Below are 21,051 nucleotides of genomic sequence, written 5' to 3'. Positions count from 1 at the left end.
AGCAGTGCCATGTAATTAAATTGACTGTTTTACAAGATTATTTCCACAAGGGCCAAAATAGATTCAGCAGCTTGACTGGAATAGTTAAAATTGGTGATTTTCTAGACCGGATGTATCTCAGCGTTGCCCTTAACTCTTCTACATTTGCATCGTTATAGCTTGGGCTTTGAATCCACCTAGGAATTAGCAGCTCAACAATCCTCTCCGAACGAGGAAAATATTTTCTAAAAAATCTCATCTCATAGACTGCATTCAATTGGAAATCGACGTAAACCTCCCCGTCTTAACCCTTATTGAGTTGGTCTACAATCAACTGGTAGCGCTCAAATTGCTTCTGCTCTTTTTCGGCAAGAATTTTCTGAAAAAATGTCAATGCAGTCCAAAAACCGCCAAGCACTAAACCAAGCGCAGCCCCAATGATGGGGATGGATTTCTCTGGATTTTTTAATGCCCAATCAATTATCGCTTCCATGACGATCCCACAACATTACAAATGGTATCTAAATTACATAATAATTAGATTAAGGCAACAAAAAGCGCCTTCGGCTGGTAACCTTGGCGCTTTCAATCACGCACTTGTGATGGAACTGCTCTGCGTTTGCCCACGATTCTTCAATCTCCAGCTTACTGACGAGCTGGTCAAAGAATGGCTTTCCCTTTCTCAGCAAGACCTTACCTCATCAAACCTGCATGCTCATGATCTCGCTGTAGGCATTCACCAGCTTGTTACGCACCTGAATCCCCATCTGCATCGAAATCGACGATTTCTGCAGATCGACCATCACATCATTCAACTGGATGCCCGGTTTACCCAGCTCAAAATCCTGCGCCTGACTGCGCGCAGCGGTCTGGGTGGCGCTGATTTTATCCAGCGCGGCTTTCATGGTGGCACCAAAATCGAGCTGACTGGCGGACTCGGTCGGTTTGCCACTGGCCTGCAGTGACGTCAGCTGCAGCTGCTGCAGTACGCCATCTATTGCCTGAATTGACATTGCCTGTACCTCATAGATGAAGGGTTCTTTTTTTCACGGAGGAAAAGTTAACACACTGTCAATAGGACAAAGGCGCTAAATGACTGCAAAAAACCCGGCTTATCCAGCCATCGAAGTGACACGATTCATCAAATAATGCCAGGCATTAGATTGGAATTTCATTTTTTCCCCTACCCCGTCGGCCAGCAACACGGCATCAACGGGCGGGGATGCGTATCAGGGAGTCAGTTTTGTCACCTACATACACCCGGTCAATTATGTCAGGCAGGAATTGGTCATGAATGCGAGTGCAGCCGCCACACAGGATACAGCAAAGAAAGGCTTTAATGACCTTCTCGCCCGCCTGCGCGCAAATCCGCGTATTCCATTAATCGTTGCTGCCGCGGCCGCTATCGCCGTGGTTCTGGCGCTGGTGCTGTGGGCCAAAGCGCCCGACTATCGCGTTCTCTATAACAACCTCTCTGATGAGGATGGCGGCGCGATTGTTACCCAGCTCACCCAGATGAACATCCCTTACCAGTTCGCTGAAAACGGCGGCGCCCTGATGGTGCCCGCCGATAAAGTGCATGAGCTGCGTCTGCGCCTTGCCCAGCAGGGACTGCCGAAAGGGGGTTCAGTAGGCTTTGAGCTGATGGATAAAGAGAAGTTTGGTATCAGCCAGTTCAGTGAGCAGATTAACTACCAGCGTGCGCTGGAAGGTGAGCTGGCGCGCACCATCGAAACGCTCGGACCGGTGAAGAGCGCGCGCGTGCATCTGGCGATGCCAAAACCGACGCTGTTCGTGCGCGAGCAAAAATCCCCGTCTGCCTCAGTAACGCTGAACCTGCAACCGGGCCGTGCGCTGGATGAAGGCCAGATTCAGGCGATTCAGCACATGGTCTCCAGCAGCGTGGCCGGTCTGCCACCAGGCAATGTGACCGTGGTCGATCAGGCGGGTCGCCTGCTGACGCGCTCTGACAGCGAAGGCCGCGATCTGAACGATGCCCAGCTGAAATATGCCTCCGAAGTGGAAGCACGCTATCAGCAGCGCATTGAAGCCATTCTGAATCCGATTCTCGGTCAGGGTAATGTGCATGCGCAGGTGACCGCGCAGATTAACTTTGACCGCAGCGAGCAGACGGACGAGAAGTATCAGCCGAATGCGAACCCGAATAACACAGCGATTCGCTCACGCCAGACCAGCACCAGCGATCAGAACGGCAGCCCGTATCCGGGCGGCGTGCCGGGTGCGCTCTCAAATCAGCCTGCGCCGGCTAATACCGCGCCGGTCACCAACCCGCAGCAGCAGAACAATAACAACGCTAACGGTCAGCAGAACAACAACAACGCGCAGAATGCCGGCACCTCGACCAGCACCGCGCAGAGCAGCGGCCCGAGCAGCTCCAGCCGCAACGACACGGTGAACTACGAGCTGGATCGCACCATTCGTCACACCAAACTCAACGTCGGTGACGTGCAGCGCCTGTCAGTCGCCGTGGTGGTCAACTACCGCGATGACGGCAAAGGCAAAGCGGTGGCGCTGAACGATCAGCAGATCAAGCAGATTGAAGATCTGACCCGCGAAGCGATGGGCTATTCGCAAACGCGTGGCGACAGCGTCAACGTGGTGAACTCGCAGTTCAACACCACCGAGCCAACCGGCGGCGACCTGCCCTTCTGGCAGCAGCAGTCGTTCTTTGATCAGCTGATGACCGCCGGTCGCTGGCTGCTGGTGGCACTGGTTGCCTTCATCCTCTACCGCAAAATGGTGCGTCCGCAGCTGCTGCGTAAACGTGAAGCCGAGAAAGCCGCCGCCGAAGCCGCCGCTGCCCGTGCTGCCGCGCGTGAAGAAGAAGCCGCTTACAGCGTCCAGATCAATAAAGACGAGCTGGACCAGGAGCGCAAATCTAACAACCGCATGAGCGCCGAGGTGATGAGCCAGCGCATCCGCGATATGTCTGAAAACGATCCGCGCGTTGTGGCGCTGGTTATCCGCGAATGGATGAGTAACGAACTATGAGTCTGACCGGTACTGAAAAGAGCGCCATTCTGATGATGACCATTGGCGAAGAGCGTGCGGCGGAGGTGTTCAAACACCTCAACCAGCGTGAGGTGCAGCACCTCAGCGCCGCGATGGCCAGCATGAAACAGATTTCGCACAAGCAGCTGACCGAAGTGCTGCGCGAGTTCGAAACCGATGCTGAACAGTTTGCTGCGCTGAGCCTCAACTCCAACGACTACCTGCGTTCGGTGTTGATCAAAGCGCTGGGCGAAGAGCGCGCCTCCAGCCTGCTGGAGGACATCCTCGAAACGCGCGAAACCACCAGCGGCATGGAAACCCTCAACTTTATGGAACCGCAGGCGGCGGCGGATCTGATCCGCGACGAGCACCCGCAGATTATCGCCACCATTCTGGTGCACCTGAAGCGCGGCCAGGCGGCGGATATTCTGGCGCTGTTCGACGAGCGTCTGCGCCACGATGTGATGCTGCGTATCGCCACCTTCGGCGGCGTACAGCCGGCGGCGCTGGCGGAGCTGACCGAAGTGCTCAACGGCCTGCTGGATGGCACCAACCTCAAGCGCGCGAAGATGGGCGGCGTGAGAACCGCAGCGGAAATCATCAACCTGATGAAAACCCAGCAGGAAGAAGCGGTTATCGAAGCGGTTCGCGACTTCGATGGCGAGCTGGCACAGAAGATTATCGACGAGATGTTCCTGTTCGAAAACCTGGTGGAAGTGGACGACCGCAGCATCCAGCGCCTGCTGCAGGAAGTGGAGTCCGAGCAGCTGCTGATTGCCCTGAAAGGCGCCGAGCAGCCGCTGCGCGAGAAATTCCTCAAAAACATGTCGGCGCGCGCCGCCGATATCCTGCGCGACGATCTCGCCAACCGTGGCCCGGTGCGGATGTCCGCGGTGGAGAACGAACAGAAAGCAATCCTGCTTATCGTGCGCCGTCTGGCGGAAGCAGGCGAGATGGTAATTGGTGGTGGCGAGGAAACCTATGTCTGATGCCTTTTCCGCCCGTGCATGGCAGCGCTGGCAGCCTGATGATTTAGGCGCGCCGCAGCCGCCTGAGCCTGAACTGCTGCTGGCAGAGGAGCCGGACAGCGACCTCGTGCTGAGCGAGGAAGATGAACAGCAGCAGCTGGAACGTCTGCAGCAGCAGATGCGTAAAGATGCCCAGACGCAGGGCTACAGCGAAGGTTATCAGAAAGGCTTCGCCGAAGCGCAGCAAAACGGCTATGACGCCGGGTTCCAGCAGGGACTGGCCGATGCCCAGCAGCAGCAGGCGCCGTTACAGGCGCGTATGCAGCAGCTGGTCACCGAGTTCCATCATACGCTGGAAGCGCTGGATAGCGTGATTGCGTCGCGCCTGATGCAGCTGGCGCTGGAAGCGGCGCGCACGGTGATTGGCCAGGCGACGCAGGTGGATGGCAGCGCCCTGCTGCGCCAGATCCAGCAGCTGATTCAGCAGGAGCCAATGTTCAGCGGCAAACCGCAGCTGCGCGTGCACCCGGACGATCTGCAGCGCGTTGAGCAGACGCTGGGCCCAACGCTCGATTTACACGGCTGGCGGTTGCTGGCCGACAGTTCGCTGCATCCCGGCGGCTGTAAACTCAGCGCCGAAGACGGCGATCTGGATGCCAGCGTCGCCACGCGCTGGCAGGAGCTGTGCCGTCTGGCGGCACCGGGAGCATTCTGATGACGTCACGCCTTTCGCGCTGGCTGGGCGCGCTCGACAGTTTTGAAGACCGCATCAGTCAGGTGCAGACGGTGCGCCGCTATGGCCGCCTGACGCGCGCTACCGGTCTGGTGCTGGAAGCCACTGGCCTGCAGCTGCCGCTGGGCGCCACCTGCATTATTGAGCGCCACGACAACGGCACAATTACCGAAGTGGAAAGCGAAGTGGTCGGCTTCAACGGACAGAAACTGTTTCTGATGCCGCTGGAAGAGGTCGACGGCATTCTGCCCGGCGCGCGCGTGTATGCCCGCGTGCACGGCGATCACAGCGGTAAACAGCTGCTGCTGGGGCCGGAGCTACTCGGCCGCGTGCTGGACGGCAGCGGCAAACCGCTGGATGGCCTGCCCGCGCCGGAAACCGGCTACCGCGCGCCGCTGATCACCGCGCCGTTCAACCCGCTGCAGCGTACGCCGATCCACGATGTGCTGGATACCGGCGTGCGGGCGATCAACGCCCTGCTCACCGTGGGCCGCGGCCAGCGTATGGGTCTGTTTGCCGGCTCCGGCGTGGGGAAATCAGTGCTGCTCGGCATGATGGCGCGTTACACCAAAGCCGACGTCATCGTGGTGGGCCTGATTGGTGAACGTGGCCGCGAAGTTAAAGAGTTTATCGAGAACATTCTTGGCGCCGAAGGGCGCGCGCGCTCGGTGGTGATCGCCGCGCCGGCCGACGTTTCGCCGCTGTTGCGTATGCAGGGAGCCGCTTATGCCACGCGCATCGCCGAAGATTTCCGCGATCGCGGTCAGCACGTGCTGCTGATTATGGACTCCCTCACCCGCTACGCCATGGCGCAGCGTGAGATCGCGCTGGCGATCGGCGAGCCGCCGGCCACCAAAGGCTATCCGCCTTCGGTGTTCGCGAAGCTGCCGGCGCTGGTAGAACGCGCCGGCAACGGCATTCACGGCGGCGGTTCAATCACCGCGTTCTATACCGTACTGACCGAAGGCGACGACCAGCAGGACCCGATTGCCGACTCGGCGCGCGCCATTCTCGACGGCCACATCGTACTGTCGCGTCGCCTGGCGGAGGCCGGTCACTATCCGGCCATTGATATTGAAGCGTCGATCAGCCGTGCCATGACCTCGCTGATTGATGAAACCCACTATGCGCGCGTGCGCCAGTTCAAGCAGTTGCTCTCCAGCTTTCAGCGTAACCGCGATCTGGTGAGCGTCGGCGCTTATGCCGCAGGCAGCGATCCGATGCTGGACCGGGCCATTAAGCTCTATCCGCAGATGGAAGCTTTCCTGCAGCAGGGCATTTTTGAACGCAGCGATTATGACGATGCCTGCCTGCACCTGCAGGCGATGTTCGGCTAACGCCGCCCGACTTGAGGTAACGCGATGAAGACAGCCAATGCGATTGATACGCTGCGCGACCTGGCGGAGCAGGATTTGGAACAGGCGGTGATCCACCTCGGCGACATGCGTCGCGGTCAGCAGCAGGCCGATCAGCAGCTCAGCATGCTGCTCGATTACCAGGATGAGTACCGTAATAAGCTCAATCAGGATATGTCCGGCGGCATCGCCAGCACGCGCTGGAGCAATTATCACCAGTTTATTCAGACGCTGGAAAAAGCCATCGAACAGCATCGCCAGCAGCTTAATCAGTGGAACCAGCGGCTGGAACAGGCGCTGAGCAACTGGCGTGAAAAGCATAAGAAGCTGAATGCCTATCAGACGCTGATTACCCGCGCGGAAGAGAACGCATTACGACAGGAAAGCCGTCTCGATCAGAAACGGATGGATGAATTTGCCCAACGGGCCGCATTGAGGAAAGGCGAATGAACACGCTGCCAACACTGCTGACACAGCTTGCTAAAACCGGCAAAGCACAACCTTCATCGGCAGTGGACAATCTGTCCGCTGCTGACACCCTGCCGCAGGGATTTATTACTGAGCTGGGCAACCGCCTGCTGACGCTGGTTAAGCAGCAGGGAAATGGCGCGCAATCCGCTGATCTGGCGGCAGAAATTGACGCGAAAAACGTCACAAAAGCGTCATTAAGCGCCCTGCTGCAGGCACTGGACAAACCAGAGGCGTTAAACGCACTTTTACAGCCGGAAAACACTAAAGCCGGACTGAAATCAGCCGATGATAATGACAAGCGCGCAGCAAGTTCGTTAACTGCCAGCGACTTACAGAATGTGCAGGCGCTGTTTGCCATGTTGCCAGCGGTGGTCGAAAACCGCAGCAGCCCGCCAGCGGATAACAGCACCGCGCTGGAAACCCGGGGTGAGGCGCGCACCAGCTTAAACGCTGCGTTACTTAACAGTTCGCTGCAAAGTGCGCTGAAAGAGGAACAGGCGAAGCCGGATGGCCAGCAATCTAAAGGCGGCAATGCGCTGACCAGCCTGACCGGTGTCAGCCATAGCCCGGTGCAGAGCGCGGCCGCCAGCGGCACGCCGGCCAGCAACAGCGGTATGACGCTGGATGAGAGTTTTCAGCAGGTGCTGAGCACGCTGAGTAAACCGGAAGAGCGGCGCGAGATGCTCAGCAGCCATGACAGCAGCGCGCCGGCCATCAGCAGCCCGCTGAGCAGTACCAGTCCGCTGGTCAGCACCACGGCCAGCACCAGCACCGCGCCTTCCACGCCGATGCTGAATGCGCAGCTGGGCAGCAACGAGTGGCAGCAGGCGCTGAGCCAGCAGATTGTGATGTTCAGCCGTAACGGCCAGCAGAACGCCGAGTTACGTCTGCATCCGGAAGACCTCGGCGCGATACAGATCAGCCTGACGCTGGATAAAGATCAGGCACAGTTAACAATGGTTTCCAGCCACAGCCATGTGAGGGCCGCGCTGGAAGCGGCGCTCCCACAGCTGCGTACGGCGCTGGCGGAGAGCGGTATTAACCTGGGACAGAGTAATGTCAACAGCGACGCCTTCGCACAGGGCCAGAGTTATCAGGGCCAGCAGGAAGGACGTCGCGACGGCCAGTACGGCAGCTTTACCCTCTCCCAGGACAGTGACAACGAGATAACGCCTATTGCCGTCCCGGCAGCCCTCCAGGCGCGCGCGACCGGCAACGGCGCTGTCGATATCTTTGCCTGACAGCGACTAAACGCTGAAGGTAAGCGTAAAACCCGCGTCTTTTCTTCCCATTGTTTGACTTAAGACGCGGGATAATCTGTCCAGGCAAGCCGAGAGGCTTGCCCATAATTCACAGGAAGTAACTGCAAACATGTCTGATAACGCGAAAGCTAAAGGCCGCAAACGTTCATTACTAATTCCGGTGTTACTGATTGTAACGCTGGCCGCTTGCAGCGTGGCAGGCTATGCAGTCTGGCGAATGATGAATAAACACGAGGGTGACAAGCCGGAGGCTGCCAAAGTGGAGCCGCCGCCCGCCCCGGTATTTTTTGCAATGGATACGTTTACGGTTAACCTGGTCAATCCCGACAACGATCCCGATCGCGTGCTGTACGTAGGCTTTACCCTGCGTCTGCCGGATGAGGATACCCGTCGTCGGCTGAATGACTACCTGCCTGAGGTGCGCAGCCGTTTGCTGCTGCTGCTTTCACGTCAGAGCGCCAGCGCGCTGGCAACCGAGCAAGGCAAACAGGCCCTGGTTGAACAGATCAAACAGGTGCTGGCGCCACCGCTGGTAAAAGGTCAACCTGCGCAGGTAGTCAGTGACGTGCTGTTTACCGCCTTCATTTTGAGGTGACTTAATGGGCGATAGCATTCTCTCCCAGGCTGAGATTGACGCGCTGCTCAATGGCGACAGTGACAGTGCGGAAGTAGAGAACAGTTCCAAAGGGGCCGATGGCGATATCCGCCCCTATGATCCCAATACCCAGCGTCGCGTGGTGCGCGAGCGTCTGCAGGCGCTGGAGATCATCAATGAGCGTTTTGCCCGTCATTTTCGTATGGCGCTGTTCAACCTGCTGCGCCGCAGCCCGGATATCAGCGTAGGGGCAATCAAGATTCAGCCGTACCATGAGTTTGCCCGCAACCTGCCGGTGCCAACCAACCTGAACCTGATTCACCTGCAGCCGCTGCGGGGGACTGCGCTGGTGGTGTTCTCGCCGAGCCTGGTGTTTATCGCGGTGGATAACCTGTTTGGCGGCGACGGTCGTTTTCCGACCAAAGTGGAAGGCCGTGAGTTCACCCACACCGAGCAGCGCGTGATTCGTCGCATGCTCAAGCTGGCGCTGGAAGGCTACAGCGACGCATGGAAAGCCATTTATCCGCTGGAAGTGGAATACGTGCGTTCTGAAATGCAGGTGAAGTTCACCAACATCACCACCTCACCGAACGATATCGTGGTCAACACGCCGTTCCAGGTGGAGATTGGCAACCTGGTGGGTGAGTTCAATATCTGTATTCCGTTTTCGATGATTGAGCCGCTGCGCGAGCTTCTGGTCAATCCACCGCTGGAGAACTCGCGTCAGGAAGATAACCACTGGCGCGACAATCTGGTGAAACAGGTGCAGCACTCGGAGCTGGAGCTGATTGCCCACTTCGCTGAAACGTCGCTGCGTCTGTCACGTATTTTGCAACTGAAACCTGGTGACGTCCTGCCCATTGAGAAGCCGGAGCGCATCATTGCCCACGTCGACGGCGTACCGGTACTGACGAGCCAGTATGGCACGCTCAACGGCCAGTATGCGCTGCGTGTAGAACATCTGATTAACCCGATTTTGAATTCGCTGAATGAGGAACAGCCCAATGAGTGACAGCAAAAAACCGTCCGATGATATCTCTGCGGACGATCTGTGGGCTGAAGCGATGAACGAGCAGGCGGCGACCAGCAGTGCGGCGGAGCCAGGCGATAACGTATTTAAGTCGCTTGAGGCCAGCGCCGCCAGCGGCTCGCTGCAGGACATCGATCTGATCATGGATATTCCGGTCAAACTGACCGTGGAACTGGGCCGTACCAAGATGACCATCAAAGAGCTGCTGCGCCTGACGCAGGGTTCGGTGGTGGCGCTTGATGGCCTGGCCGGCGAGCCGCTGGACATCCTGATTAACGGCTATCTGATCGCCCAGGGTGAAGTGGTGGTGGTGAACGACAAATATGGCGTGCGCATCACCGACATTATTACTCCGTCCGAACGTATGCGTCGTCTGAGCCGCTAATCATGTTAAAAAACGCGCAAACCGTTCAGCCCGCTCACGCCCAGCCGGTGGTGTCCACCAGTTCGGTCGTTGGGCAAGTCAGCAGCGTGCTGGCGGTGATCGTGCTGCTGATTCTGGCCTGCGGCTGGCTGGCGAAACGCCTCGGCTTTGCGCCGAAAGCGGTGAGTGGCCAGGCGCTGAAAGTCAGCGCCAGCGTGCAGGTTGGCCGTCAGGAGCGGGTGGTGATTGTTGATACCGCCGATGCGCGTTTAGTGCTGGGCGTCACCGCTCAGCAGATCACCCATCTGCACTCGCTGCCGCCGCTGCCACCGGAAGCATCCCTGCCCGTCAGCGCGGCGCCGCAGGATTTTCGTCAGCTGTTTCAGAACCTGGTTAAACGTCCCGGAAAACCCCAATGATGCGTCGATTGCTCCCTCTTCTGCCGCTGCTGATGCTGCTGGCACCGGCTGCCCATGCGCAGCTGCCGGGTTTGATCAGCCAGCCGCTGGCCAATGGCGGCCAGAGCTGGTCGCTGCCGGTGCAAACGCTGGTCTTCATTACCTCGCTGACCTTTATTCCGGCAGTGTTGCTGATGATGACCAGTTTCACCCGCATCATTATTGTGTTTGGTCTGCTGCGCAACGCACTGGGTACGCCGTCCGCGCCGCCGAATCAGGTGATGCTGGGTCTCGCGCTGTTTCTGACTTTCTTTATCATGGCGCCGACCTTCGACAAGATTTACACCGATGCCTATCTGCCGTTCAGCCAGGACAAAATCAGCATGGACGTGGCGATCGACAAAGGTGCCCAGCCGCTGCGTGAGTTCATGCTGCGCCAGACGCGCGAAGCCGACCTGGCCTTGTTCGCCCGTCTCGCCAACAGCGCGCCGATTCAGGGTCCGGAAGCGGTGCCGATGCGCATTCTGCTGCCCGCCTATGTCACCAGTGAGCTGAAAACCGCTTTCCAGATTGGTTTCACCGTCTTTATTCCGTTTCTGATCATCGACCTGGTGGTCGCCAGCGTACTGATGGCGCTGGGAATGATGATGGTGCCGCCGGCCACAATTTCGCTGCCGTTTAAGCTGATGCTGTTCGTGCTGGTGGATGGCTGGCAGCTGCTGGTGGGATCGCTGGCGCAAAGTTTTTACTCCTGAGTGGCTTTCCGCCCTCACCTTTCTCTCGACAGGAGCGCAACATGACACCGGAATCGGTAATGGTAATGGGCCAGGAAGCGATGCGTATCGCCCTGATGATGGCCGCTCCGCTGCTGCTGGTGGCGATGGTGAGCGGTTTGCTGATCAGTATTCTGCAGGCGGCAACGCAGATTAACGAACAGACACTGTCGTTTATCCCGAAAATTCTTGCCGTTGCGGCCACCGCCGTGGTGGCCGGACCGTGGATGCTCAACCTGATGCTGGACTACATCCGTACCCTGTTCAGCAACCTGCCTTATATCATCGGCTAATGGTCACCCTCGACAGCAGCCAGCTGGTGCACTGGGTGGCGCAATTCTTCTGGCCGATGGTGCGTTTGCTGGCGCTGTTTGCCAGCGCGCCGCTGCTGAATGAACGTTCGATTCCAAAACGGGTCAAAATTGGACTGGCGGTAGTCACCACCTGGATTCTGATGCCGCTGCTGCCGCCGGTCGAAGTGACGCTGTTTACTCCGGCGGGCTTCTGGATGCTGGTGCAGCAGTTGCTGATTGGCGTGGGGATTGGTCTGACCATGCAGCTGGCTTTTTCTGCCGTGCGGCTGGCCGGTGAGATGATTGGTCTGCAGATGGGTCTCTCTTTTGCCACCCTGCTCGACCCGAACAGCCGGATCAACATGCCGCTGCTGGCCCGTTTTCTCGACATGCTGGCGATGCTGCTGTTCCTGACCTTCAACGGTCACCTGTGGTTGATCTCGTTACTGGTGGACAGTTTTCACACGTTGCCGATTAACGATCAGCCACTCAACGCCAACGCCTTCATGGCGCTGACCAAAGCCGCCAGCTTAATTTTCCTTAATGGCATGATGTTAGCGCTACCCTTAATAATTCTGCTCCTCACGCTAAACCTGGCACTAGGTTTGTTAAACCGCGTTTCACCTCAGCTGTCGGTTTTCGCCATCGGCTTCCCAATCACCTTAACGGTAGGGATCCTGAGTCTGGGTATGATGATGCCGTTGCTTGCACCTTTCTGTGAACATCTGTTCGGTGAAGTCTTTGATTTACTCGCGCAGTTTGTATCAGAACTTTCCCCTGCCCGTTGATTAACGATACTGTTAACCTTCTTATACGATAGTTAAGTAATCAAAAACATTCTGTGCATTTTTCGAACCATATTTTTCAGAAATCAACTGAGGATATTCTGATAAATGCGCATTTATGGTGAAAATTATTCTTATTAAACGGCGCTTCGCGTATTTTAGTCAGACGATTCCTAAGCCGGTTAAGCCGGTGAATCGGTTGATAAAATGCTCAAAGGGCTGTTTTTAAACAAAAAAAATATTACAGCGATTTTTCTTGTCTAAATCCCTTTTTTCCGGCATTGTCAACACTCGCTGAAACGTCACACTTTCGCGATTCAAATGTTTTTAAGAATTGTCCTATCAGATTTGTCTGTGACTTGCGCGATAGTGACAGGGCTCTCAAAACAGAGCGAAAGAAACACATAAACCAAATTCCCGGCGATTCCCACTATCGCGGGGACAAGAGTGACGTGGAAGTAACACAATAAACTTCGCAGAACGGGTCAGGGACGAGTCAAGATGGCGCAGGAATGCATTACGCCAGTCTGCCGAGCAGAATAAAAAAGTGTCTTTGGAAATCTCTCTCGTACCGCAAACGCGTATTCATCGTTGATTTAAACGGATAACAAATTGGTGAGGGTCGCTATAATGCCAACGATTATTATGGATTCATGTAACTACACACGCCTGGGTTTGTCAGACTATATGTCGGCAAAAGGAGTCAAAAAGAAAAATATTACTTCCGTGTCTGACATCGAACAATTGCAACAACGGTGTGAGCAATTAAAACCGGGCGTAGTATTTATTAACGAAGAATGCTTTATTCACGAATCCGATTCCAGCGATCGCATTCGTTCTATTATCATGCAGCATCCGGATACGCTATTCTTTATTTTTATGGCGATCTCGAATATCCATTTTGAGGAATACCTCTACGTTCGTAAGAACCTGATTATTACGTCAAAATCGATAAAAACATCGACACTGGACTCCCTGCTGGGCACCTACCTGCAAAAGAAACTCAATGCCTCACCGCGCATTTCTGCCGGGCTGGATATTCATCCACTGACATTGAGCCAGACTGAATCGAATATGCTGAAAATGTGGATGTCAGGTCATGACACCATTCAGATTTCGGATAAGATGCAAATCAAAGCGAAAACTGTTTCGTCACATAAAGGCAATATTAAACGCAAAATTAAAACGCATAATAAACAGGTTATTTATCATGTGGTGCGCCTGACAGATAATGTTACCTCGGGCATTTATGTCAACGTGCGATAATTTCACCCAACGATAATACGCTTTGTGGTCAAGGCCAGTCCCCGCGACTGGCCTTGATTATTTTTGAGCGTTTTGCGAGCGCGATCCCACTTCCCCGCTAAGCCTTTATCCCCTGCTGCCGATGCTTGTTTTCAGAACCCCTTACCACTATGAGAGCAAGGAAATGAAAACAGCATCGATAGATGAGCAACATAAGCTCAGCATCTGGCAAAACCTACGCCTGATGCCTCTGTTCAGCATGATCTTTGGTGGCATTCTGCTGCTTTTTGCCCTGTGCATTGGACTCGCCAGCTACTTTCTGATTCAGAGCAATAATTCCCTCAATGACGCCACCGATGAGATTCAGGTGCGCATGGGCATTTCTAACAGCTCAAACCATCTGCGAACCGCACGCCTTAACGTGCTGCAGTCGGGCGCGGCGGCGCGCATCGGTGAAATGGATGGCTATCGTGCCGATCTGGCGCGCACCGAAACGCGCATTAAGCAGGCGCGCGAGGGCTTCAAAATTTATATGGATCGCAAAATGAAGACGCCGGCTGACCTGGCGCTCGACGGTCCGCTCACCACCAGCTTCAATGCCTATATTGATAAAGGCCTGAAGCCGATGATCGAGTCGGCGAAACAGGGCAGCTTTGAGGGGATTGTCGCGCAGGAGACCGATGTCACGCGCAAGCTGGATGATGCCTATAATGCCGTGCTGCTGAAGGCGATTAAGATCCGCACCGAGCGCGCCGAAGCGATAAACGCCGAAGCGGCGCATCAGTCGCGCGTCGGTTTTATCGCGATGGCTGCGGCTTTTGCCGCCGCGCTGCTGCTGGTGCTGCTCACCTTCGTATTCCTGCGCCGCGTGGTGATCAATCCGCTGCGCCTGTCGGTGGGTCGCATTGAGCGCATCGCACAGGGCGATCTCACCGCCCCCGAGCAGGCCTATGGTCGCAACGAAATTGGCAGCCTGCTGCACAACCTGCAGCTGATGCAGGCGTCGCTGGTGCGCACTGTCGGCACCGTCCGGGAAGGCGCGGTGGCGATTTATCAGGGCTCCAGCGAGATCTCCGCAGGTAACACCGATCTGTCATCACGCACCGAGCAGCAGGCTTCTGCGCTGGAGCAAACTGCCGCCAGCATGGAGCAGCTCACCGCCACGGTGAAGCAGAACGCCGAAAACGCCCATCACGCCAGCCAGCTGGCCGCCGATGCGTCTGGCAAAGCGCGCAGCGGTGGTGAACTGGTGAGCGGCGTGGTGAAAACCATGAATAACATCTCCGGCAGCTCGAAGAAGATCGCCGAGATTACCAATGTCATTAACAGTATCGCCTTCCAGACCAATATCCTGGCGCTCAACGCCGCAGTGGAAGCCGCACGCGCCGGCGAACAGGGCCGTGGCTTCGCCGTGGTCGCCAGTGAAGTGCGCAATCTGGCGCAGCGCAGTGCGCAGGCAGCGAAAGAGATCGAGTCGCTGATTGCCGAGTCGGTGGATTTGATCAGTAACGGCTCGCATCAGGTCGGCGAAGCCGGCAGCACCATGGGCGAGATTGTCGAAGCGGTGCGCCGCGTTACCGACATTATGGCCGAGATTGCGGCAGCGTCTGATGAGCAGAGCCGTGGCATTCAGCAGGTCAGCCTGGCGGTGACCGAGATGGATAACGTGACGCAGCAGAACGCCTCGCTGGTGGAGGAAGCCTCTTCAGCCGCGGCTTCGCTGGAAGATCAGGCCGGTAAACTGACGCAGGCGGTGGCGGTGTTCCGCCTGAATGATACGCCGGCTTCGCTGGTGGCTGCTGCGCCGCAGTCGGCGCTGAAAGCGCCAGCGCTCGCTCCACGTCCGACGCTGGCTGCAGCGGGCAATGATAACTGGGAGACGTTTTAAGAGTAGTGAGGTGGGGTGCGGTATTTTTCCCTCACCCCATCCCTCTCCCGCTTGCGGGAGAGGGGGCCGTCCGTGCGGCTGTTGAGTAGGGTTTTCACATAACGCTTCAGGAACAACTTATTACTAAGCGTCGGCGCTGAACGGTTCCCTCTCCTGCGAGCAGGAGCACTGAACGGTTCCCTCTCCCGCAAGCGGGAGAGGGTTAGGGTGAGGGTAATCTAATCGCAAAACCACACTACCCTTCCCCCGCATACGGCTCAACAAACACGCCTTCGGCGTGATCGCTCTCATTAAAGAACCAGATCCCCAGCGGGTAATCCTCCAGCGCCACCAGATACATGGTGCCCTCATTAAAGCCTTCCACAGCCAGCACAGTACCGACGCGACGTGGGCCGCCGTCGGTTTTTACCGTTACCCGGTCATTGACCTTCATTGATTTCTCTCCAGAAACAGTCCTGCGCATAGTGTAACGGAAGATAGTCAGCGCTGCCTGATCGCGATCAGCGTCGGGCGATTACCCACACCGCATGCACGATGCCGGGGATGTAACCACACAGCGTCAGCAGAATGTTGAGCCAGAAGGCGCCGCCAAAGCCGACCTGTAAAAACACGCCCAGCGGTGGCAACAGAATGGCAATAATGATCCGAATTAAATCCATACTAACTCCCTGATAACCATAATAATCAACCAGCTGTAAGCATAGCTGCTTTACGCCAGAATGGGGAATGCAGCGGGTAAAGAAGTGTCAAAGCCGGGCTTTTCACTTTCTTAACGTTTCCCGGAAAGACTTTTGACGCGGCACCCTCGTACACTTGTCATCACTGCACCAACCCCAAAGGGGCAGTCAACCTAAAAGTAACAAGGATTTTTGCCCGCGCAGCGCGGGCTTTTTTTTGCCCGTTTCCCGTCCACGTCCCTCGCCCGCTGTCACCGTCTATACTTGTCAGGAATCCGTTTGCCTCCGGGAGGCTGTCATGGCTACAGCAAAAGAGTACAGCGATAACGTGCAGCGCGAAGTGAACATCGACGTGGACGCGCTGCTGGAAGCGATTCAGAAAAAAACGTCAGGCGAAGTGCAGGAGTTTATGCAGGCTGAAGATGCGCACCGCGTGAAGGTGAATGGCGAAGCGTTTGACTCCTACACCGAACTGGCCGAGGCGTTTGAACTTGATATTCGTGATTTCACCATCACTGAGGTGAACCGCTGAAATCGATTTCAAAAAAAGACCCGGCACGCTGGCCGGGTTGAAAAAAGAATAAATTCGTTACACCAGGAAAATCTTAACACCGCTTCAGAGTACGCCTTAGCTGAAGTAAGACAAGTCTCAATTCTGCACGCAATTCGAACAAATCTGCATAATCATGCACTGCTGTTACCGAAAACATCGCGCTACGGCTGACATTCTGCATGCACAAAACGTGCAGCCGCTTCGGTATCTGGCTTATGTTTTAAGAATTATCCTGGATAGTGGCCGCGCCGGCGGCAAGGAAAAGTGTGATCGTGATTACGCTATTATACTGATTACACGTCGCTTTACGGATGCCTTTGGGCGTAAGGAGTGTATTGATGATCCCGTTAGATTCCTCCCTGCTGATCGTGACCGATCTCGATGGTTCGCTGCTCGATCATCATGATTACAACTGGCAGGCCGCCAGCGAGTGGCTGGCGCGTCTTAAGCAGCAACAAATTCCGCTGGTGATTTGTTCGAGTAAAACCGCAGCCGAAATTATTCCGCTGCAGAAGCGGCTGGGCATTGCCGGTGCACCCTTTATTGCGGAAAACGGCGCCCGCGTCGCCTTCGGCGGGGAGGCGCAGATCGCTGAAGAGCCCGGTGCCGATTACCTTGCGCTCTGTGCCACGCTCAGCAACCTGCAGGCGGATTTTCGCTTCACCGGCTTTCATGACTTCAGCGACGCAGAAGTGGCCCGTTTCACCGGCCTGACACTGACGGAAGCCAGCCAGAGCCGACTGCGCGATGCGTCTGAAGTCATCGTATGGCGCGATGATGAAACGCGGCTCGACGCCTTCCGCGCGGCGCTGGCCGGGCATCAGCTGGCCCTGACGCAGGGCGGACGTTTCTGGCACGTGATGCCGGCGGGCAGCGGTAAAGGCGTGGCGCTGGAACAGTTATTGCAGCAGTTGCAGCAGCAGGAAGGCACGAAGCGCACCACGATTGGTCTGGGCGATGGCCCTAACGATGCGCCGATGCTGGAGCGCGTCGATTATGCCGTGGTGATTAAAGGTTTCAGTAAAACCCCGGTGCTGCTGCAACGCAGCGATCATCATAACGTTTACCACACCGCACACGTTGGCCCTGAGGGCTGGCGCGAAGGTCTGGATTACTTTCTTGCCCAACCTGAATAACGGCAGCTGACCAGAAGGATGAGACGATGAGTGATTTTTACCAGAACGGCGTAATTACCAACTTTCATAATCTCACCCACCGCAGCGTGGAGTCGCTGGAAAAAGAGATGGTGCGCTTTGCGCGCAAGCGCAAAATGGGGCTGATTCTGCCCTCGCTGTTTTCCGAGCTGGAAGGCCCGGCGCTGGATAATATCGTCAACGAACTGGCGAAAGTGCCCTATCTGGAGGAGATTGTGATTGGCCTCGATCGTGCCGATCGCGATCAGTTTCTTTTCGCGCGCGAATTTTTTTCGCGCCTGCCGCAGCGCCACCGTATTTTGTGGAACGATGGCCCGCGGCTGAAAGCGCTGGACGCCGAGCTGGATAAAGAGGGCCTGTCGCCCAGCCAGCCAGGCAAGGGGCGCAACGTGTGGTTCTGCACCGGCTACACGCTGGCCTCCGACCGCTCGCAGTGCGTGGCGCTGCATGACTGCGACATCGTGACCTATGAGCGCGGCATGCTGGCACGTCTGCTCTACCCGCTGGCCAACCCGGCGTTTCAGTATGAATTCTGCAAAGGTTTCTATGCGCGCGTTGCGGACGGCAAGCTTAATGGCCGCGTCGGACGTCTGCTGGTGGGCCCGCTGCTGCGCTCGCTGCAGAAAGTCTACGGCCATTCGGAGTATCTCGACTATCTCACCAGTTTCCGCTATCCGCTGTCCGGCGAGTTTGCCATGCGCACCCACGTGCTGAACGGCATCAAAATCCCTGGCGACTGGGGGCTGGAGATTGGCGTGCTGTCAGAGATTTATCGCAATTACACCACGCGGCAGACCTGCCAGGTGGAAATCGCGGACAACTACGATCATAAGCATCAGCCGCTGGCAGAAGAGGATGGCACCGGTGGCCTGAAGCGCATGAGTAACGATATCGTGCAGTCGCTACTGCGTAAGCTGGCGACAATGGGCGTGCCGCTCACCAGCGACTCGTTCCGCGTGCTGAAGGCCACCTATTATCGCAACGCGCTGGACATGATGGAGATCTACAACCACGAAGCCACCATGAACGGACTGAAGTTTGATCAGCACATTGAAGAAGCGGCGGTCGAGATGTTCACCCAGGCGATTCTCGACGCCGGCCAGTCGTTCATCGAGCGGCCAAACGAGAAACCGTTTATCCCCAGCTGGAGCCGCGTGCAGTCGGCGTTCCCCGATATCCTGCAGCGCATCTACCAGGCGGTAGAAGAGGATAACGAGGGCAAAGTCTAACCGGCCGCGCACACCCGATTGCGACCGCCGCTTTTCGCCAGATACAGGCGGCGGTCCGCTACCGCCTGCAGACTTTCTGCATGGTAACTGCCCTGCTCAGTACTGCAGCTGACACCTGCCGACAACGTAACGCTAAAGGTGGTGCTGGCGTTGACCAGAATGGTTTTGGCCGCCAGCCGGCTGCGGATACGCTCCGCCACGCCCTGCGCCTCAGCCAGCGTGGTGTGCGGCAGCACGATACAAAACTCCTCGCCGCCGATGCGTCCGGCCACGTCGTAAGGGCGCAGCGTATGTTTGATGACGCCGGCCACGCGCATTAGCGCCTGATCGCCCGCGTGGTGGCCCCAGCTATCATTGACCTTTTTAAAATGATCGATATCGAGCTGGATCACCGCCAGCGGCTGTTGCTGCTGTTCGCAGCGCCGCGCCAGCGCGATAAACTGGTCGAAAAAGGCGCTGCGATTAAGCAGGCGCGTCAGGCCGTCATAATTAGCGCGCCAGGCCAGTCGCGCCGAGAGGTCCTCCAGCCGTCGTACCAGGCGGAAAATCACCTGATGCGCCAGCGCCAGTAACAGCACGAACAGCAGCCACATGCCCAACAGAAACAGCGCTACCCGCCCCAGCTCCTGCGCCAGTCCCTGGCGCAGGCTCTGCACGTTGATTAGCCAGGCATCGACATTTTTTAACTTAACCCAGCTGGCCAGCTGACTGCCGAGCCACAGTGTTCCGGCCGGCTGCTGGTGAATCGCCTGCATCAGCTGGCCGCGCTGCGCGGGGGTCAATGCCACATCGTGCGGTGCCGGCAGCCGGGTGATCTCGTTGAGAGCGCGATCTTCGAGCACCAGCTTGCCCTGCAGCACGCTGTGACGCGACTGGTGCAGCAATGCATTTATTCGCTGCTGGGTGAAATCCATCGATAACACGCCGTACCAGTGCTGATGGGCGATCACCGGCGCGCTCACCGTCAGCATCAACCCCTCGTTGAACTCCCCCTGATAGGCTTCGGTCCAGTGCCATCGCGTCTGCGGCGCCCGGCCCGGCTGCTGGTCGCGAAAATAGGGTCGCTGCGTCATGGTGGCGTAACTTTGCGCCAGCTCCTGCGCGTCGCGCGGCGGACGTGAGCTGATGTAATAGCCCGCGCGCGAGGTGTACCAGAAGCGTGAATGAAAGTCCTGCGCCTCATCGCTGAACTGCATGATAAAGCTGAACTCCAGCGCAGCGCGCAGCTCGGGCAGCAGATAAGTATCATCGCGCTGCAGCAGTGCATCACGCTGCAGCCATTCGTCGCTGACGCCATTAATCGGCATGCTGCGCAGGTTAGCGATCTGCAACTGCCACACCGGCTGATGGCGCAACTGCTGAAAACGCTGCAGGGCGTGCTGACCATAATCGGCGTCCAGCGGGTGCGTCAGCGCGTAGCTGAGCATCCGCTGATAGTAATTAAGCTCGTCCAGACTCTCCTGAAAGCGGCTATCAAGGCTGCGCTGGATCTCGGACAGCTGGGCGCGCTGCCGCTGCTGATAGTTATTTTTTAATTCCAGCGCTTCATGGACGGTGAGAAAAAGTGAAAAGAGAAAGACCGCCAGAAAACAGAGATGCACGCGCAGCGCAGGCGTCATGCGGCGTGATGACAGTGGCGAGATTGGCATCAGTAGCCAGGCTCCGGATAACAACGAATTGAAGAAGTGTAGTCAGGCGGGAAAACGGCGTACAGGCAGAGATCAGGAAAAACGTGAAAAGTGACAATGACATCGGGACGGCGCGCTGACCGTCCCGAGGGACTCAGCTGGCCAGCTGGCGCGCGGCCGACAGATGCGTCAGCTCATCACTGCGGAACGCTTCGCGGCGTACACTGTAGCCATCATACCAACGACACTCTACCATTCCGCTGGCATAGCCGGTCAACACCATGGTGGGTCCGCCCTGTTTGTGCTGAACTTCGTCACTGATTGCAAAGGTCATACCGCGCCCTCCCTTCTCACCGTTGATTGAACGGATTAAGGTATAGCAGCTGTGCGCGTTTTTTGCCTATAGGATATTGCTATTACTGTGACAAATTCGGAATAAGCAGTGAAAAATGCCGTAAATAAACAAAGCCGATAAAAGTTATTATCGGCTTTGAACGATTTTCCCGGGTGGAAAATCAGATTTTGCAACCTTCGCAGTCGGCTTCGTCGCTGATATCTGCCGGCACTTCACTGGCTTTTTCTGCCGCTTTGGCTTCCGCCTGCTCCAGCTGTGCATCGATATCAAATTCAAACATATCGTCGTTCATCATCGTTCTCCT

Annotated in this window: 25 protein-coding genes; 18 read left to right on the top strand and 7 right to left on the bottom strand. The window is 56.7% G+C overall.

All coding sequences use genetic code 11. The annotated features are described in order from the left end of the window. Window positions 1-283: 283 nt before the first annotated feature. Window positions 284-472, bottom strand: a complete 189-nt coding sequence (locus AC6I7J_RS07895) for a hypothetical protein (protein WP_498007086.1) — start codon at window positions 470-472, stop codon at window positions 284-286. 208 nt (window positions 473-680) lie between these two features. Continuing rightward, window positions 681-992: a flagellar hook-basal body complex protein FliE gene (gene fliE, locus AC6I7J_RS07890; protein ID WP_021509871.1), complete on the bottom strand. Its 312-nt coding sequence runs from the start codon at window positions 990-992 to the stop codon at window positions 681-683. A 277-nt stretch (window positions 993-1,269) separates the two neighbouring features. Here fliE and fliF point away from each other — a divergent pair, with 277 nt between their 5' ends. The 15 genes from fliF to AC6I7J_RS07815 all read left to right on the top strand — a co-directional run bounded on the left by fliF (window position 1,270) and on the right by AC6I7J_RS07815 (window position 15,151). After that, window positions 1,270-2,991, top strand: a complete 1,722-nt coding sequence (gene fliF / locus AC6I7J_RS07885; protein WP_058771155.1) for a flagellar basal-body MS-ring/collar protein FliF — start codon at window positions 1,270-1,272, stop codon at window positions 2,989-2,991. Next, entirely contained in the window at window positions 2,988-3,980 is a 993-nt protein-coding gene (gene fliG / locus AC6I7J_RS07880; RefSeq protein ID WP_021509869.1) for a flagellar motor switch protein FliG, read from the top strand. The genes fliF and fliG overlap by 4 nt, the downstream gene beginning before the upstream one ends. Continuing rightward, window positions 3,973-4,674 carry a flagellar assembly protein FliH gene (fliH, locus tag AC6I7J_RS07875; protein ID WP_498007085.1) on the top strand — a complete coding sequence of 234 codons (702 nt, stop codon included), beginning with the start codon at window positions 3,973-3,975 and terminating at the stop codon, window positions 4,672-4,674. The genes fliG and fliH overlap by 8 nt, the downstream gene beginning before the upstream one ends. Then, entirely contained in the window at window positions 4,674-6,029 is a 1,356-nt protein-coding gene (gene fliI, locus AC6I7J_RS07870) for a flagellar protein export ATPase FliI (RefSeq protein ID WP_021509867.1), read from the top strand. The genes fliH and fliI overlap by 1 nt, the downstream gene beginning before the upstream one ends. Window positions 6,030-6,053: 24 nt before the next feature. Further along, window positions 6,054-6,497 (top strand): flagellar export protein FliJ, encoded by a 444-nt coding sequence (gene fliJ, locus AC6I7J_RS07865; protein ID WP_021509866.1) that lies wholly within the window; start codon window positions 6,054-6,056, stop codon window positions 6,495-6,497. After that, window positions 6,494-7,759 (top strand): flagellar hook-length control protein FliK, encoded by a 1,266-nt coding sequence (locus AC6I7J_RS07860; protein WP_498007084.1) that lies wholly within the window; start codon window positions 6,494-6,496, stop codon window positions 7,757-7,759. The genes fliJ and AC6I7J_RS07860 overlap by 4 nt, the downstream gene beginning before the upstream one ends. Before the next feature lie 130 nt (window positions 7,760-7,889). Then, the gene (gene fliL, locus AC6I7J_RS07855) at window positions 7,890-8,375 is read left to right on the top strand and encodes a flagellar basal body-associated protein FliL (protein WP_021509864.1); all 486 of its coding nucleotides are present in this window, start codon (window positions 7,890-7,892) and stop codon (window positions 8,373-8,375) included. 4 nt (window positions 8,376-8,379) lie between these two features. Further along, a complete protein-coding gene (fliM, locus tag AC6I7J_RS07850) occupies window positions 8,380-9,387 on the top strand; it encodes a flagellar motor switch protein FliM (RefSeq protein WP_498007083.1) in 1,008 nt (335 codons plus the stop codon). Continuing rightward, on the top strand, window positions 9,380-9,790 hold the full coding sequence (fliN, locus tag AC6I7J_RS07845; protein ID WP_021509862.1) for a flagellar motor switch protein FliN: 411 nt from the start codon (window positions 9,380-9,382) through the stop codon (window positions 9,788-9,790). Before fliM ends, fliN begins: the two co-directional genes overlap by 8 nt. A 2-nt stretch (window positions 9,791-9,792) precedes the next feature. Beyond that, a complete protein-coding gene (gene fliO / locus AC6I7J_RS07840; RefSeq protein WP_058757392.1) occupies window positions 9,793-10,188 on the top strand; it encodes a flagellar biosynthetic protein FliO in 396 nt (131 codons plus the stop codon). Next, window positions 10,188-10,922: a flagellar type III secretion system pore protein FliP gene (gene fliP, locus AC6I7J_RS07835; RefSeq protein ID WP_031280176.1), complete on the top strand. Its 735-nt coding sequence runs from the start codon at window positions 10,188-10,190 to the stop codon at window positions 10,920-10,922. Before fliO ends, fliP begins: the two co-directional genes overlap by 1 nt. Before the next feature lie 41 nt (window positions 10,923-10,963). Further along, window positions 10,964-11,233 carry a flagellar biosynthesis protein FliQ gene (fliQ, locus tag AC6I7J_RS07830; protein ID WP_010618647.1) on the top strand — a complete coding sequence of 90 codons (270 nt, stop codon included), beginning with the start codon at window positions 10,964-10,966 and terminating at the stop codon, window positions 11,231-11,233. Further along, entirely contained in the window at window positions 11,233-12,021 is a 789-nt protein-coding gene (gene fliR / locus AC6I7J_RS07825) for a flagellar biosynthetic protein FliR (protein ID WP_021509859.1), read from the top strand. Before fliQ ends, fliR begins: the two co-directional genes overlap by 1 nt. A 627-nt stretch (window positions 12,022-12,648) precedes the next feature. After that, entirely contained in the window at window positions 12,649-13,284 is a 636-nt protein-coding gene (gene rcsA / locus AC6I7J_RS07820) for a transcriptional regulator RcsA (RefSeq protein WP_021509858.1), read from the top strand. Window positions 13,285-13,447: 163 nt separating this feature from the next. After that, complete coding sequence (locus tag AC6I7J_RS07815; RefSeq protein ID WP_058776029.1) at window positions 13,448-15,151, top strand: methyl-accepting chemotaxis protein; 1,704 nt, start codon at window positions 13,448-13,450, stop codon at window positions 15,149-15,151. 235 nt (window positions 15,152-15,386) lie between these two features. Here AC6I7J_RS07815 and dsrB read toward each other — a convergent pair whose 3' ends face one another. Beyond that, a complete protein-coding gene (gene dsrB, locus AC6I7J_RS07810; protein WP_010618650.1) occupies window positions 15,387-15,584 on the bottom strand; it encodes a protein DsrB in 198 nt (65 codons plus the stop codon). A gap of 67 nt (window positions 15,585-15,651) precedes the next feature. After that, window positions 15,652-15,810: a YqaE/Pmp3 family membrane protein gene (locus AC6I7J_RS07805; RefSeq protein WP_021509855.1), complete on the bottom strand. Its 159-nt coding sequence runs from the start codon at window positions 15,808-15,810 to the stop codon at window positions 15,652-15,654. 316 nt (window positions 15,811-16,126) lie between these two features. Between AC6I7J_RS07805 and AC6I7J_RS07800 the strand changes: the two genes are divergently transcribed. From AC6I7J_RS07800 to AC6I7J_RS07790, 3 genes are all read left to right on the top strand, one after another. Beyond that, entirely contained in the window at window positions 16,127-16,360 is a 234-nt protein-coding gene (locus tag AC6I7J_RS07800; protein WP_058757390.1) for a YodD family protein, read from the top strand. 359 nt (window positions 16,361-16,719) lie between these two features. Continuing rightward, on the top strand, window positions 16,720-17,517 hold the full coding sequence (locus AC6I7J_RS07795) for a mannosyl-3-phosphoglycerate phosphatase-related protein (RefSeq protein WP_498007082.1): 798 nt from the start codon (window positions 16,720-16,722) through the stop codon (window positions 17,515-17,517). 26 nt (window positions 17,518-17,543) lie between these two features. Continuing rightward, a complete protein-coding gene (locus AC6I7J_RS07790; protein ID WP_058757388.1) occupies window positions 17,544-18,764 on the top strand; it encodes a glycosyltransferase family protein in 1,221 nt (406 codons plus the stop codon). On the opposite strand, the gene dgcQ is transcribed toward AC6I7J_RS07790, so the two are convergent. The 3 genes from dgcQ to AC6I7J_RS07775 all read right to left on the bottom strand — a co-directional run bounded on the left by dgcQ (window position 18,761) and on the right by AC6I7J_RS07775 (window position 21,042). Continuing rightward, entirely contained in the window at window positions 18,761-20,413 is a 1,653-nt protein-coding gene (dgcQ, locus tag AC6I7J_RS07785) for a cellulose biosynthesis regulator diguanylate cyclase DgcQ (RefSeq protein ID WP_288443927.1), read from the bottom strand. The genes AC6I7J_RS07790 and dgcQ overlap by 4 nt on opposite strands. Window positions 20,414-20,546: 133 nt before the next feature. Beyond that, entirely contained in the window at window positions 20,547-20,726 is a 180-nt protein-coding gene (locus AC6I7J_RS07780) for a YodC family protein (RefSeq protein ID WP_498007081.1), read from the bottom strand. A 181-nt stretch (window positions 20,727-20,907) separates the two neighbouring features. Then, window positions 20,908-21,042 carry a hypothetical protein gene (locus AC6I7J_RS07775; protein ID WP_254919505.1) on the bottom strand — a complete coding sequence of 45 codons (135 nt, stop codon included), beginning with the start codon at window positions 21,040-21,042 and terminating at the stop codon, window positions 20,908-20,910. Between the last annotated feature and the right edge of the window lie 9 nt (window positions 21,043-21,051).

The sequence above is a fragment of the Type-C symbiont of Plautia stali genome, assembly GCF_059730935.1.
This window is presented reverse-complemented; position numbering and strand designations above follow the sequence as displayed.